This window comes from Pseudomonas fluvialis, assembly GCF_014207935.1.
Lineage (GTDB): Bacteria > Pseudomonadota > Gammaproteobacteria > Pseudomonadales > Pseudomonadaceae > Aquipseudomonas > Aquipseudomonas fluvialis_A.
This window is the reverse complement of sequence record NZ_JACHLL010000002.1, coordinates 57,245-69,988: the sequence shown is the minus strand read 5'-3', so window position 1 is coordinate 69,988 and position 12,744 is coordinate 57,245. Positions and strand designations below refer to the sequence as shown.

The window sequence follows — 12,744 nt, the reverse complement described above, 5'->3', positions numbered from 1 at the left end:
CTCAAAGGCTCGCGAGCTAGAGGCATGCAAGGCAAAAGCAGGTGAGGAAGCGGAGTTTACGAATGGTAAATGAGCATTTCGAACCTGCTTTTAACGCAGCAGGCCCGGCGCGCAGCAGGCTTTGAGCCGACTCCTACAGGAGCTACCCATGCACACGGGCGAACTCAAACGTGGTCTGCAAAACCGTCATATCCAGCTGATCGCCCTTGGTGGCGCGATCGGCACCGGCCTGTTCCTCGGCTCTGCCGGGGTGCTGAAATCGGCCGGTCCTTCGATGATTCTCGGCTACGCGATTGCCGGCTTCATTGCCTTTCTGATCATGCGCCAGCTGGGCGAAATGATCGTCGAAGAGCCGGTGGCCGGCTCCTTCAGCCACTTTGCACACCGGTACTGGGGCGGTTACGCCGGTTTTCTTTCCGGCTGGAACTACTGGGTGCTCTATGTGCTGGTCGGCATGGCCGAGCTCACGGCGGTGGGCAAGTACATCCAGTTCTGGTGGCCGGATGTGCCGACCTGGGCGACCGCAGCGGCTTTCTTCGTGCTGATCAATGCCATCAACCTGTTCAACGTCAAAGTCTTCGGTGAGACCGAGTTCTGGTTTGCGCTGATCAAGGTGGTGGCGATCATCGGCATGATCCTGCTTGGCCTGTACCTGCTGGTTTCCGGCGGCGGAGGCGAGCAGGCGGCGGTGAGCAACCTGTGGGCCCATGGCGGCTTCTTCCCAAACGGTCTCTCGGGGCTGGTGATGGTGCTGGCGATCATCATGTTCAGCTTCGGTGGCCTGGAGCTGGTTGGCATTACCGCGGCCGAGGCCGAGGAGCCGAAGAAGGTGATTCCCAAGGCCATCAACCAGGTGATCTGGCGGATTCTGATCTTCTACATCGGCGCCCTGAGCGTGCTGCTGATGCTCTATCCCTGGGACAAGCTGCTGGAGACTCTCAATGCAGCGGGCGATCCGTACAGTGGCAGTCCGTTCGTGCAGATCTTCTCGCTGATCGGCAGTGACACGGCGGCGCATATCCTCAACTTCGTGGTGCTGACCGCGGCGCTGTCGGTTTACAACAGCGGCGTGTACTGCAACAGCCGCATGCTCTTCGGCCTGGCCGAGCAGGGGGATGCGCCCAAGGTGCTGATGACCGTGAACAAGCGCGGTGTGCCCGTGCTGGCCATCGGCGTGTCGGCACTGATCACGCTGCTGTGTGTACTGGTCAACTACCTGGCGCCGCAGCAGGCGCTGGAAATGCTCATGGCGCTGGTAGTGGCCAGCCTGGTGATCAACTGGGCAATGATCAGCCTGTCGCACCTCAAGTTCCGTCAGAGCCTGCTGGCGCGGGGCATTGAGCCTGGCTTCAAGTCGCTGTGGTACCCGTTCTCCAACTACCTGTGCCTGGCCTTTGTCGGCCTGATCCTGGTGGTCATGCTGCAGATTCCGGGGATCAACCTGTCGGTCTATGCCATCCCGCTGTGGCTGGCGTTTATCGGCCTGTGCTACTGGCTCAAGCGCCGCGCAGCGAGCTAAGGGGTTTCAGCGTTCGGCGAGCAGCGCATCGCGCAGCTCGTCGGACAGTCCTTCGGGGGCCAGCCAGATGCCGAAATACAGCTGAGCCAGGCGGGCATCCCCGCTGTGGAAAATCACTTCGCCATTGCGCAGCAGACGCAGGCCTGTTGCCTGGCTGTAGTCCAGTCCATAGCGGTCGCCGGGGCGGATGTCGTTAAAGCTCGCATGCAGCCGGTCGAGTTCGCCTCGCAAGGGCTCAAGGACTTGCGGGCTATGCTGACGCTCCAGCGTGACCCAGGCGGCTTTGATCACGTCGTCTCGACTGATCTCACGGAAGTAATACAGCTCCAGGTGACGGTCGCGTTGTTCGCGCAGCGCGCGCTGTGGGCTTACCTGGGCTTCGCTGTAGAACGCTGCGGCATACACATCGACCCAAAGATAACGCAGCAGGCTCTGGTTCTTGCGTAGCAGAACCGTTTGCTGGTGCTGCAATTGAGGCGCAAAGGCTGCCTGCTGCAGGCGGCTGGCCTCATCGGCGGCCACTGGCAGGCTCAGCAAACTCAGGATCAGTAGCCAGCGATGCATGGTGCTCGGTCCTCGCAAGGGGATGGGTGCTTTATTTCTCAGCGGCGTTGCTGGGTCAATCCGGGCTTTATTGCCAGGTGTTGCCTGTCGCGTTTGTGGATGGTGGTCAGGGTGCCGGCATCCCTATAATTGACCGGTTGTTCAAACAGGGGACTGCAGGTCTGGCATTCTGGTCCGAATCTGCAGTGGGGGAGTGGAAATGATAAGAATCAAGCGTGGGCTGGATTTGCCCATCAGTGGCCAGCCCGCGCCGCTCATCGAGCTGGCGCCGGCTGTCTCCAGTGTCGCCTTGCTCGGCGGCGACTATCACGGTCTGCGTCCGACCATGGCGGTGCAGGTGGGGGAGCGGGTCCGGCTCGGCCAGGTGCTGTTTGCCGACAAGAAGAATCCGGGTGTGGTGTTCACCGCACCGGCAGCCGGCGTGGTCAGTGCCATTCATCGCGGCGAGCAGCGTGTGCTGCAGTCGCTGGTGATCGACGTCGAGGGTGATGAGTCCGTCGAGTTTTCCCGCTTTGACGCCGCCGAGCTGGCTGCACTCGACCCGCAGCAGGTGCGCGACAACCTGCAGCAGTCCGGATTGTGGACGGCGCTGCGTACCCGGCCGTTCAGCAAGGTGCCGGCCATTGATGCCGTTCCCAGCTCGATCTTCGTCACGGCCATCGATACCCACCCGCTGGCGGCTGATCCGTCGCCGATCATTGCCGAGCGCTCGGCCGACTTCGCCAATGGCCTGAGCGTGCTGGCCCGTCTGGCCAGGGTGTTCCTGTGCAGGGCTGCCGGCCAGGCTCTGCCGGGCGAGGTGCAGGCCAATGTCGAGGTTGCCGAGTTTTCCGGCCCGCATCCGGCCGGTCTGCCAGGCACCCATATGCATTTCCTCGATCCTGTGTCTGCCGGCAAGACGGCCTGGCACATCGGCTACCAGGATGTGCTGGCCATCGGCGCGCTTTTCACCACGGGGCAGTTGAACTCTGAGCGCGTCATTGCCCTGGGTGGCCCGGCGGTCAAGCGCCCGCGTCTGCTGCGCACCCGTCTTGGTGCCAGCCTGGACGCTCTGGCCAGCGGCGAATTGCAGGAGGGGCGCAACCGCCTGATTTCCGGATCGGTGCTCGGCGGGCGTCATGCGCGCGGGCCGTTTGCCTACCTGGGACGTTATCACCAGCAGTTGTCCTGCCTGCACGAGGGCGATGAGCGCGAGTTTCTTCACTACCTGCGCGCCGGGGTCAACAAGCATTCGGTGCTCAACGTGTTCGTCTCCCGGCTGCTCGGCAACAAGCGCTTTGCCTTCGATACGAGCACCAACGGCAGCCCGCGCGCCATGGTGCCGGTGGGCAGCTACGAGGCGGTGATGCCGCTGGATATCCTGCCGACCCAGTTGCTGCGCTACCTGATCGTCGGGGATACCGAGATGGCCCAGAAGCTCGGCTGCCTTGAGCTGGATGAGGAAGACCTGGCGCTGTGCACCTACGTCTGTCCTGGCAAATATGAATACGGCCCGATCCTGCGGGACAACCTGGCTCGCATCGAGAAGGAGGGCTGATCCATGTCTCTACGCAAATTCCTCGACAAGATCGAACACCACTTCGAGAAGGGCGGCCGCTATGAAAAGTGGTACGCCCTCTATGAGGCCTTCGATACCTTCTTCTATCGCCCCGGCAGTGTGACCAGAAGCACTGCCCATGTGCGCGATGGTATCGACCTCAAGCGCATCATGATCACCGTGTGGTTGTGTACCTTCCCGGCCATGTTGTTCGGCATGTGGAACATCGGCTACCAGGCCAACAGTCTCTTCGCTGGCAACGCCGCGCTCCTGGCGGCCCAGGATGGTTGGCGCTTCGGCCTGATCGGCGCGCTGGCGGGCTTCGATCCAGGCAGCATCTGGGACAACTTTATCCAGGGCGCGGCCTTCTTTATTCCGGTCTATGCGGTCACCTTTATCGTTGGTGGCTTTTGGGAGGTGCTGTTTGCCTCCATCCGTCGCCATGAGGTCAACGAAGGCTTCTTCGTAACCTCGGTGCTGTTTGCCCTGACCCTGCCGCCGAGCATTCCGCTGTGGCAGGTGGCACTGGGTATCAGCTTCGGCGTGGTGATCGGCAAGGAAGTCTTCGGCGGCACCGGCAAGAACTTCCTCAACCCGGCACTGGTCGGTCGTGCCTTCCTGTTCTTCGCCTACCCGGCGCAGATGTCGGGAGATGCGGTGTGGACGGCAGTGGATGGCTTTGCCGGCGCGACCACGCTGTCGGTAGCAGCGGCGGGTGGTATCGAGCAGGTGACGGCGCAAGGTCTGTCCTGGTGGGATGCCTTTCTCGGTTTTGAGCAGGGCTCGATGGGGGAAACCAGCACCCTGGCCATTTTCATCGGGGGCGCCGTGCTGCTGCTGACCCGAATCGCCTCCTGGCGCATCGTCGGCGGGGTGATGCTGGGCATGGTTGCGACCAGCCTGCTGCTCAACAGCATTGGTTCGAGTAGCAACCCCATGTTTGCCATGCCCTGGTACTGGCATCTGGTGGCGGGCGGCTTCGCCTTCGGCATGATCTTCATGGCCACCGATCCGGTATCGGCATCCATGACCAATACCGGCAAGTGGATCTTTGGTGCCCTGATCGGCCTGATGGTCGTGCTGATCCGCGTGGTCAATCCGGCGTTCCCCGAGGGCATGATGCTGGCGATTCTGTTCGCCAACCTCTGCGCGCCACTGATCGATCATTTCGTCGTGCAGGCCAACATCAAGCGGAGGATCGCGCGTGGCTAAGCAAGAATCGACTCTGCGCACCCTGACAGTGGCGATGCTGGTGTGCCTGGTGTGCTCCATTTTCGTTGCCGGCGGCGCGGTGATGCTGAAACCGACCCAGGTAGAGAACCGCCAGCTGGACAAACAGCGCAGTATCCTGACGATTGCCGGGCTGGGCGGGGAAGGCCTCAGTGCCAAACAGGTCAAGGCGCTCTATGCCGAGCGAATCAGAGCCCGTGTGGTGGACCTGCAGACGGGGCAGTTCAGCGAAGCCCAGGACGCCGCCAGCTTCGACCCGCTCAAGGCAGCCAAGGATCCGCAGTTGTCCGATGCCCTGCCGCGTGAGCAGGACATCGCTTCGATCAAGCGTCGTGAGCGTTTCTCCACCGTCTACCTGGTCGAGCGTGATGGCCAGCTGGAGAGCCTGATTCTGCCGGTGCGCGGTTATGGCCTGTGGTCGACCCTGTACGGTTTTATTGCGGTGAAAGGGGACCTGAACACGGTGGTGGGCTTTGGCTTCTACCAGCACGGCGAAACGCCGGGCCTCGGTGGTGAGGTGGATAACCCGAAATGGAAGGCACTGTGGACCGGCAAGAGCCTGTTCGATGAGCAGGGCACGTTGGCCGTGGAAGTGATCAAGGGCAGCGTCGATCCGCAGTCGACCAAGGCTGCGCATCAGGTCGACGGCCTGGCCGGCGCCACACTGACCAGCAAGGGCGTCAACAACCTGCTGCATTTCTGGCTCGGCGAAAACGGCTTCGGGCCGCTGCTGGCCAATCTCAAGCTCCTTACCCAGAAAGCAGGGGAGGCATAAGCATGTCGCAACCCACCTACAAGAGCGTGCTGCTCGATCCCATCCTGCACAACAACCCCATCGGTCTGCAGATCCTCGGTATCTGCTCGGCGCTGGCGGTGACCTCCAACCTGAAGACGGCACTGGTCATGTCGATTGCCCTGACCCTGGTGACGGCCTTCTCCAACCTGTTCATCTCGATGATCCGCAGCCAGATTCCGAGCAGCATCCGCATGATCGTGCAGATGGTGATCATTGCGTCCCTGGTGATAGTGGTCGATCAGGTGCTCAAGGCCTTCGCCTACTCACTGTCCAAGCAGCTGTCGGTATTCGTCGGCCTGATCATCACCAACTGCATCGTGATGGGCCGCGCCGAGGCCTTTGCCATGCAGAACCCGCCACTGCTGGCGTTCTGCGACGGCATCGGCAACGGCCTGGGCTACAGCGCCATGCTGGTCGTGCTGGGTGTGGTGCGGGAACTGTTCGGTTCGGGAAAGTTGCTGGGCTACAGCATCCTGCCGACCGTCAATGATGGCGGTTGGTATCAGCCCAATGGTCTGCTGTTGCTGCCGCCTTCGGCGTTCTTCCTGATCGGCCTGATCATCTGGGCGCTGCGCAGCTGGAAGCCGGAGCAGAAGGAGGCACCGGCGTTCCGCCTGGCGCCGCAGGTTTCGGACAAGGAGGCCTGCTGATGGAGCACTACCTCAGTCTGTTCGTGAAGTCCGTGTTCATCGAGAACATGGCCTTGGCCTTCTTCCTCGGCATGTGCAGCTTCATTGCCATTTCCAAGAAGGTCGAGACGGCCATCGGTCTCGGCATTGCCGTGGTGGTGGTACAGGCCATCACCGTGCCGGCCAACAACCTGCTGTATACCTGGCTGCTCAAGGAAGGCGCGCTGGCCTGGGCCGGCTTGCCGGAAGTCGACCTGTCGTTCCTCGGCCTGCTCAGCTACATCGGCGTGATCGCGGCCATCGTGCAGATCCTCGAGATGCTGCTCGATAAGTACATGCCGGCGCTGTACAACGCCCTCGGTGTGTTCCTGCCGCTGATTACGGTGAACTGCGTGATCATGGCCGGCTCGCTGTTCATGGTCGAGCGCGACTACAACCTCGGCGAGAGCGTGGTTTACGGCTTTGGTTCGGGGATTTCCTGGGCGCTGGCCATCGCCCTGCTGGCCGGCATTCGCGAGAAACTCAAGTACAGCGATGTGCCGGAGGGCTTGCAGGGGCTGGGCATCACCTTCATCACCATCGGCCTCATGTCGTTGGGCTTCATGTCCTTCTCCGGCATCCAGTTGTAAGGAGTGGCCATGCTGAGTTTCGAGTTTTTTCTGGCGGTGGGCATGTTTGCCGGCATCGTCCTGGCGCTGGTCCTGCTGATCCTGCTGGCTCGCGCCAAACTGGTGTCCAGCGGCGACGTGAGCATCGTTATCAACGGTGAGCGTACTCTCACTGTGCAGGCCGGCGGCAAGCTGCTGCAGACCCTGGCGGCGAACAACGTGTTCCTGTCCTCGGCCTGTGGTGGCGGCGGCACCTGCGCGCAGTGCAAGTGCATCGTCGAAAGCGGCGGCGGCGAGATGCTGCCGACCGAGGAGTCGCACTTCACCAAGCGCGAGGCCAAGGCGGGCTGGCGCCTGTCCTGCCAGACTCCGGTCAAGCAGGACATGCACATCGAGGTGGAGGAGTCGGTGTTCGGCGTGAAGAAGTGGGAATGCACGGTGGAGTCCAACCCCAACGTCGCTACCTTCATCAAGGAGCTGACCCTGCGCCTGCCAGAAGGCGAGAGCGTGGACTTCCGCGCCGGCGGCTATGTGCAGCTGGAATGCCCGCCGCACGTGGTCAACTACAAGGACTTCGACATCCAGCCCGAGTACCGGGGTGACTGGGACAAGTTCAACCAGTGGAAGTATGTGTCCAAGGTCGACGAGCCGGTGATCCGCGCCTACTCCATGGCCAACTACCCGGACGAGAAGGGCATCGTCAAATTCAATATCCGCATCGCCTCGCCGCCACCGGGCAAGGACCATCTGCCGCCGGGCCAGATGTCGTCCTGGGTGTTCAACTTGAAGCCGGGCGACAAGGTCACCGTGTACGGGCCGTTCGGCGAGTTCTTCGCCAAGGACACCGACGCTGAGATGATCTTCATCGGTGGTGGTGCCGGCATGGCGCCGATGCGCTCGCACATCTTCGACCAGCTCAAGCGCCTCAAGTCCAAGCGCAAGATCAGCTTCTGGTACGGCGCTCGCTCGCTGCGTGAAGCCTTCTACGTCGAGGAGTACGACCAGCTCGCTGCGGAGAACCCCAACTTCGAGTGGCACCTGGCGCTGTCCGATCCACAGCCGGAAGACAATTGGCAGGGATTGAAAGGCTTTATCCATAACGTGCTGTTCGAGCAGTATCTCAAGGACCATCCGGCTCCCGAGGATTGCGAGTTCTACATGTGCGGTCCGCCCATGATGAACGCCGCGGTGATCAAGATGCTGCTGGACTTGGGCGTCGAGCGCGAGAACATACTGCTGGACGACTTCGGTGGCTAAAACTCGGCCTGATTGGCTACTGCGCTTGCGTCTTGTGCCACAGGCAGTGCTCGGAATCCGCTGTTCGTACACTGCGGTTCCTGCGCGCTGGCTGCGACCCAATACGCTGCGCTCGCTACGCCACTCAAGCCAAGTTTGTCCCGCGTTATGCCTGCTGCTGGCCAGCGCCCTGCTGGCCGGTTGCGGCGAGAAGATCGAGGAGTTCGGCGGCCCGACAATGGGCAGCCACTACTCGCTCAAATATGTGCCGGGCGAGACCACGCCTGAGCCCGCCGCGATCAAGGCTGATGTCGAGGCTCTGCTGGCCGAGGTGGACCAGCAGATGTCCACCTGGCGCGCCGATTCCGACCTATCCGAGTTCAACCGCCTGCCGGCCGGCAGCTGCCGCGCGATGCCGGCCCCCGTGCTGGAGCTGGTGCGTTTCGGCGAGCAATTGTCAGTAGGCAGTGATGGCGCCTTCGACCTGACCCTGGAACCGCTGCTCGATCTCTGGGGATTCGGCCCGCATTCGCGCGGCGAGCGCGTACCGACGGCGGAGGAGATCGCCGAAGTGCGTCAGCGTACCGGTCACCATCACCTGCGTATCGACGGCGACCAGCTGTGCAAGGACGCCGCCGTGCAGCTCGACCTCAACAGCATTGCTGCCGGCTACACGGTAGACCGTATTGCCGCACGACTGGTCGAGCAGGGTGTGCACAGTTACCTGCTGGATATCACCGGCGAGATCAAGGCCGCAGGCCACAAGCCAGACGGCACGCCCTGGCGCATCGCCATCGAGGCGCCGCGCGATGACCAGCAGGTGGCACAGAAGGTTATCGCCCTGGACGGCCTGGGCGTGTCGACCTCCGGTGACTACCGCAATTACTTCGAGCAGGACGGCCGGCGCTACTCGCATACTCTGGATCCACAGACCGGCAGGCCCATCAGTCATCGCCTGGCCTCGGTCACGGTTATCGATCCGCAGGCTCTGCGTGCCGACGGGCTTTCGACCCTGCTGATGGTGCTGGGGCCGGAGCGCGGCATGGCCTATGCCGAGCGCGAGCAGATTGCCGCTTTTTTCGTGACGCGCGAGGGCGATGGTTTCGTCACCCACAGTAGCCCGGCATTCGCCCGGCAGTTCGATGGAGATCAGCCATGACCTGGTTAATCGTTTTTCTCACCATGCTGCTGGTGGTTCTGGCGATGGCCGTCGGTGTGATGTTTGGCCGAAAGCCGATTGCCGGCTCCTGTGGGGGTATTGCCGCGCTGGGCATCGAGAAGGAGTGCTCGATCTGCGGCGGCAACCGGCAGAAGTGCGAGGAAGTGAATCGCGACAAGGATGTAGTGAAGACAAATCTCGCCTACGACGCGACCAAGCGCTAATGTGCAGGCCGAATTCAGCTAGCTAGGCTTATGTCTTTGATATGAGCCGCGTGGCAGAGGTGCCGGCAGGGCGCCTTGATGCAGTGCAAGGAGTGAATATGACGGTTTACAACTATGACGTGGTGATTCTGGGCACGGGCCCGGCGGGCGAGGGTGCGGCGATGAATGCCGTGCGCCAGGGCAAGCGTGTGGCGGTGGTCGACAAGCGCAAGGTGGTCGGCGGCAACTGCATGCACCTGGGCACCATCCCGTCCAAGGCACTGCGTCATTCGGTGCGGCAGATCATGCAGTACAACACCAATCCGCTGTTCCGCCAGATCGGCGAGCCACGCTGGTTCTCCTTCCCGGACGTGCTGAAAAGCGCCGAGAACGTGATCTCCAAGCAGGTCGCCGCCCACACCGTGTACTACTCGCGCAACCGTATCGACATGTTCTGCGGCACTGCCAGCTTCCTCGATGAGCGCACTGTCGAGGTGGTGACACCGGGTGGCACGGTCGAGCGTCTGATCGCTGATCAGTTCGTCATCGCCACCGGCTCGCGTCCTTACCGTCCGCTGGATATCGACTTCAGCCACCCGCGCGTCTATGACAGCGACACCATCCTCAGCCTGACCCACACCCCGCGCCGCCTGATCATCTACGGCGCCGGCGTGATCGGTTGCGAATACGCCTCGATCTTCAGCGGCCTTGGCGTGCTGGTCGACCTGATCGACACCCGTGACCAGTTGCTCAGCTTCCTCGACGACGAGATTTCCGATGCATTGAGCTATCACCTGAGCAACAACAACGTGCTGATCCGCCACAACGAGGAGTACGAGCGCGTCGAAGGCCTCGAGCACGGCGTAGTCCTGCACCTCAAGTCCGGCAAGAAGATCAAGGCCGATGCCCTGCTGTGGTGTAACGGCCGTACCGGCAACACCGACAAGCTGGCTCTGGAAAACGTCGGCATCAAGGTCAACAGCCGCGGTCAGGTCGATGTCGATCAGCGCTACCGCACCTCGGTGCCGAATATCTATGCCGCTGGCGATGTGATCGGCTGGCCGAGCCTGGCCAGTGCCGCCTACGACCAGGGCCGTTCGGCCTCGGGCAGCATGGCGGAAAACGACAGCTCGCGTTTTGTCGACGACGTGCCGACCGGCATCTACACCATTCCGGAGATCAGCTCGATCGGCAAGAACGAGCAGGAGCTGACCCAGGCGAAGATTCCCTACGAAGTCGGCAAGGCCTTCTTCAAGGGCATGGCGCGAGCACAGATTTCCAACGAGCCGGTGGGCATGCTGAAGATACTGTTCCATCGCGACACCCTGGAAATCCTCGGCGTGCACTGCTTCGGCTACCAGGCTTCGGAGATCGTCCACATCGGCCAGGCGGTGATGAACCAGAAGGGTGAGGCCAACAGCCTCAAGTACTTTGTCAATACCACCTTCAACTACCCGACCATGGCCGAGGCCTATCGTGTGGCTGCTTTTGACGGCCTCAACCGGCTTTTTTGAGCGGCTCCGACCGCTGGCCTGAAGCGGGGGGAGCGTGCTTGAGCGACGGCCAGTGCTGGCACTGGCCCAACCGCGAGAGCTTCTGAACAGGCAATAAAAAACCGGCCATCAGGGCCGGTTTTTTATTGCCTGTTGTGCGGCCTCAGGACTTGAGGGTGACAGTCGCCAGGCCGGGAAAATCGGTGATGATGCTGTCGGCGCCAAAGTCGGCCAGGCGCCGCATCAGGGCAGGCTCGTTCACCGTCCAGACCGACACGTGCAGCCCTGCCTTCTGCGCCTTGAGCAGGCGCTCCGGGGTGCATAGCGTCCAGTTCAGCGCCAGCAGGTGGCAACCGTGATGGCGGGCGACCTTGATCGGGTCGAGCCAGGCGTATTCGGCGACCAGGCCGCGCTTGAGGTTGGGTGTCAGGCGGTTGAGGGCACGCAGTACCTCGCGCGAGCTAGAGGTGACGGTGACCTTGTCCAGCAGGTTGTAGCGGCTGGCCAGGGCCTCGATGGCCTGCACCGTGCGGGCGGCGCGCACCCGCGAAGCGCTTTTCACTTCCAGCTGCCAGTGTTCGAACGGGCAACGCTGGAACAGTTCTTCCAGGCGCGGAATAGGGCAGGGCTGCAGCCAGGGCGGGCAACCCAGGCGGGCATCATGCTGCATCAGCTCTTCGGCGCTGTGCTGGCTGACCTTGCCGCGATGGCCGGTGGTGCGCTTGAGGGTGGCGTCGTGGATGACCATCAGTTCACCGTCGCGCGACAGGTGCAGGTCCAGCTCGCAGCGGGTGACGCCGTGTTCCAGGCAGCGCTGAAAGCTCGCCAGGGTGTTTTCCGGAGCTTCGCCTTTGGCGCCGCGGTGTCCGTAGATGACCGTCATGGTTGTTCCTTCAGGTACTGGGGACGGTGGTGGCGAACGCTGTTCACCACGTGGTCGTATTCGAAATACACACTGAATTCGCGGTAGTCCCAGCGGGTAATGGGCGGCTGACCGACGGGGGCATGCTCCTCATCGGCCAGGCCGAAGCGCTCCAGCACGCTACGCCGGGATTCACCGGTTTGCGGCAGCTGGGTCAGCTGCGGATCGCCTTGCTCACCGAGCGGGATTTCCAAGGTCTGCGCCTGGATCGACAGCGTCGTGACCAGCAACAGGGCGAGTCCAAGGGTTCTCATGGTTGCTCGTGGTCCTGTTCGCGGGCCTGGCGCCGCTCCAGCGCCTGCTTCTGCAGAATGTGCCGGGCCAGCAACTGGCGCTGGGTATCGGTCAGTGCCTCGAACTCGGCGCCGATCTCGTAACTGCCATCCTCGCGAAGTCGGCAGTGGGCAATCTGCGCGCGCAGCAGCAGGCCGAGGGCCTGCGGCATCAGGACCATCTTCAGGGCGACATGGCTGCCGATCTCGGCGCTCTGGCTGCTGGGAAAACTGATGCCACCCTCGGACAGGCTGACCCTGCGCGGGGCGCCGATCTCGCGCAGCAGGCCCTGGGCCATGGCCTGGCCGAGCAGGTCGATGCGCTTGTTGATGATTTTCAGGTAGTCGGCCAGGGTGCGGTCACGGCCGCTGATCTGCCGTTGCAGGTGCTGCGACTCGTAATCCAGCAGGTGCAGTTCGCTGAGCAGATTGAACAGCGGCGACGGGTCGTGCAGCACATCCTGAGCCAGTGCCTCGGGGCCGCTCAGGGGGTGAAATTCCAGTGCGATCGTATCTTCGATACGGTAGTATTCGCGGCGGTCATCCGCGTCTGGTGTCGACATGGCGAACCCCGAC

The 12,744-nt window shown here is 62.3% G+C and carries 14 protein-coding genes; 10 read left to right on the top strand and 4 right to left on the bottom strand.

All coding sequences use genetic code 11. The features are described 5' to 3' along the window. Window positions 1-148: 148 nt before the first annotated feature. Window positions 149-1,519 carry an amino acid permease gene (locus tag HNP49_RS05375; protein WP_184681313.1) on the top strand — a complete coding sequence of 457 codons (1,371 nt, stop codon included), beginning with the start codon at window positions 149-151 and terminating at the stop codon, window positions 1,517-1,519. Between the two features lie 6 nt (window positions 1,520-1,525). On the opposite strand, the gene HNP49_RS05370 is transcribed toward HNP49_RS05375, so the two are convergent. Continuing rightward, window positions 1,526-2,083 (bottom strand): chalcone isomerase family protein, encoded by a 558-nt coding sequence (locus tag HNP49_RS05370; protein ID WP_184681311.1) that lies wholly within the window; start codon window positions 2,081-2,083, stop codon window positions 1,526-1,528. A 199-nt stretch (window positions 2,084-2,282) separates the two neighbouring features. Between HNP49_RS05370 and HNP49_RS05365 the strand changes: the two genes are divergently transcribed. The 9 genes from HNP49_RS05365 to sthA all read left to right on the top strand — a co-directional run bounded on the left by HNP49_RS05365 (window position 2,283) and on the right by sthA (window position 10,995). After that, on the top strand, window positions 2,283-3,620 hold the full coding sequence (locus tag HNP49_RS05365) for a Na(+)-translocating NADH-quinone reductase subunit A (RefSeq protein WP_184681310.1): 1,338 nt from the start codon (window positions 2,283-2,285) through the stop codon (window positions 3,618-3,620). A gap of 3 nt (window positions 3,621-3,623) precedes the next feature. After that, on the top strand, window positions 3,624-4,832 hold the full coding sequence (locus tag HNP49_RS05360; RefSeq protein ID WP_184681309.1) for an NADH:ubiquinone reductase (Na(+)-transporting) subunit B: 1,209 nt from the start codon (window positions 3,624-3,626) through the stop codon (window positions 4,830-4,832). Continuing rightward, a complete protein-coding gene (locus tag HNP49_RS05355; protein ID WP_184681308.1) occupies window positions 4,825-5,625 on the top strand; it encodes a Na(+)-translocating NADH-quinone reductase subunit C in 801 nt (266 codons plus the stop codon). Before HNP49_RS05360 ends, HNP49_RS05355 begins: the two co-directional genes overlap by 8 nt. After that, window positions 5,622-6,296 (top strand): NADH:ubiquinone reductase (Na(+)-transporting) subunit D, encoded by a 675-nt coding sequence (locus HNP49_RS05350; RefSeq protein WP_184682493.1) that lies wholly within the window; start codon window positions 5,622-5,624, stop codon window positions 6,294-6,296. Before HNP49_RS05355 ends, HNP49_RS05350 begins: the two co-directional genes overlap by 4 nt. Continuing rightward, window positions 6,296-6,904: an NADH:ubiquinone reductase (Na(+)-transporting) subunit E gene (gene nqrE / locus HNP49_RS05345; protein WP_184681307.1), complete on the top strand. Its 609-nt coding sequence runs from the start codon at window positions 6,296-6,298 to the stop codon at window positions 6,902-6,904. Before HNP49_RS05350 ends, nqrE begins: the two co-directional genes overlap by 1 nt. Window positions 6,905-6,913: 9 nt before the next feature. Next, a complete protein-coding gene (nqrF, locus tag HNP49_RS05340; RefSeq protein WP_184681306.1) occupies window positions 6,914-8,140 on the top strand; it encodes an NADH:ubiquinone reductase (Na(+)-transporting) subunit F in 1,227 nt (408 codons plus the stop codon). 106 nt (window positions 8,141-8,246) lie between these two features. Further along, window positions 8,247-9,278 (top strand): FAD:protein FMN transferase, encoded by a 1,032-nt coding sequence (locus tag HNP49_RS05335; RefSeq protein ID WP_409372531.1) that lies wholly within the window; start codon window positions 8,247-8,249, stop codon window positions 9,276-9,278. Further along, window positions 9,275-9,502, top strand: a complete 228-nt coding sequence (nqrM, locus tag HNP49_RS05330) for a (Na+)-NQR maturation NqrM (protein ID WP_184681305.1) — start codon at window positions 9,275-9,277, stop codon at window positions 9,500-9,502. The genes HNP49_RS05335 and nqrM overlap by 4 nt, the downstream gene beginning before the upstream one ends. Window positions 9,503-9,600: 98 nt before the next feature. Further along, window positions 9,601-10,995, top strand: a complete 1,395-nt coding sequence (sthA, locus tag HNP49_RS05325) for a Si-specific NAD(P)(+) transhydrogenase (RefSeq protein WP_184681303.1) — start codon at window positions 9,601-9,603, stop codon at window positions 10,993-10,995. A gap of 142 nt (window positions 10,996-11,137) precedes the next feature. Here sthA and HNP49_RS05320 read toward each other — a convergent pair whose 3' ends face one another. From HNP49_RS05320 to HNP49_RS05310, 3 genes are read right to left on the bottom strand one after another with little or no spacing between them, the layout of a single operon-like run. Continuing rightward, window positions 11,138-11,857: a glycerophosphodiester phosphodiesterase gene (locus HNP49_RS05320; RefSeq protein ID WP_184681301.1), complete on the bottom strand. Its 720-nt coding sequence runs from the start codon at window positions 11,855-11,857 to the stop codon at window positions 11,138-11,140. Beyond that, window positions 11,854-12,150, bottom strand: coding sequence for a phosphodiesterase (locus HNP49_RS05315; RefSeq protein WP_184681300.1), 297 nt, complete (start codon window positions 12,148-12,150; stop codon window positions 11,854-11,856). Before HNP49_RS05315 ends, HNP49_RS05320 begins: the two co-directional genes overlap by 4 nt. After that, on the bottom strand, window positions 12,147-12,731 hold the full coding sequence (locus tag HNP49_RS05310; protein ID WP_184681298.1) for a PilZ domain-containing protein: 585 nt from the start codon (window positions 12,729-12,731) through the stop codon (window positions 12,147-12,149). Before HNP49_RS05310 ends, HNP49_RS05315 begins: the two co-directional genes overlap by 4 nt. Window positions 12,732-12,744 lie beyond the last annotated feature (13 nt).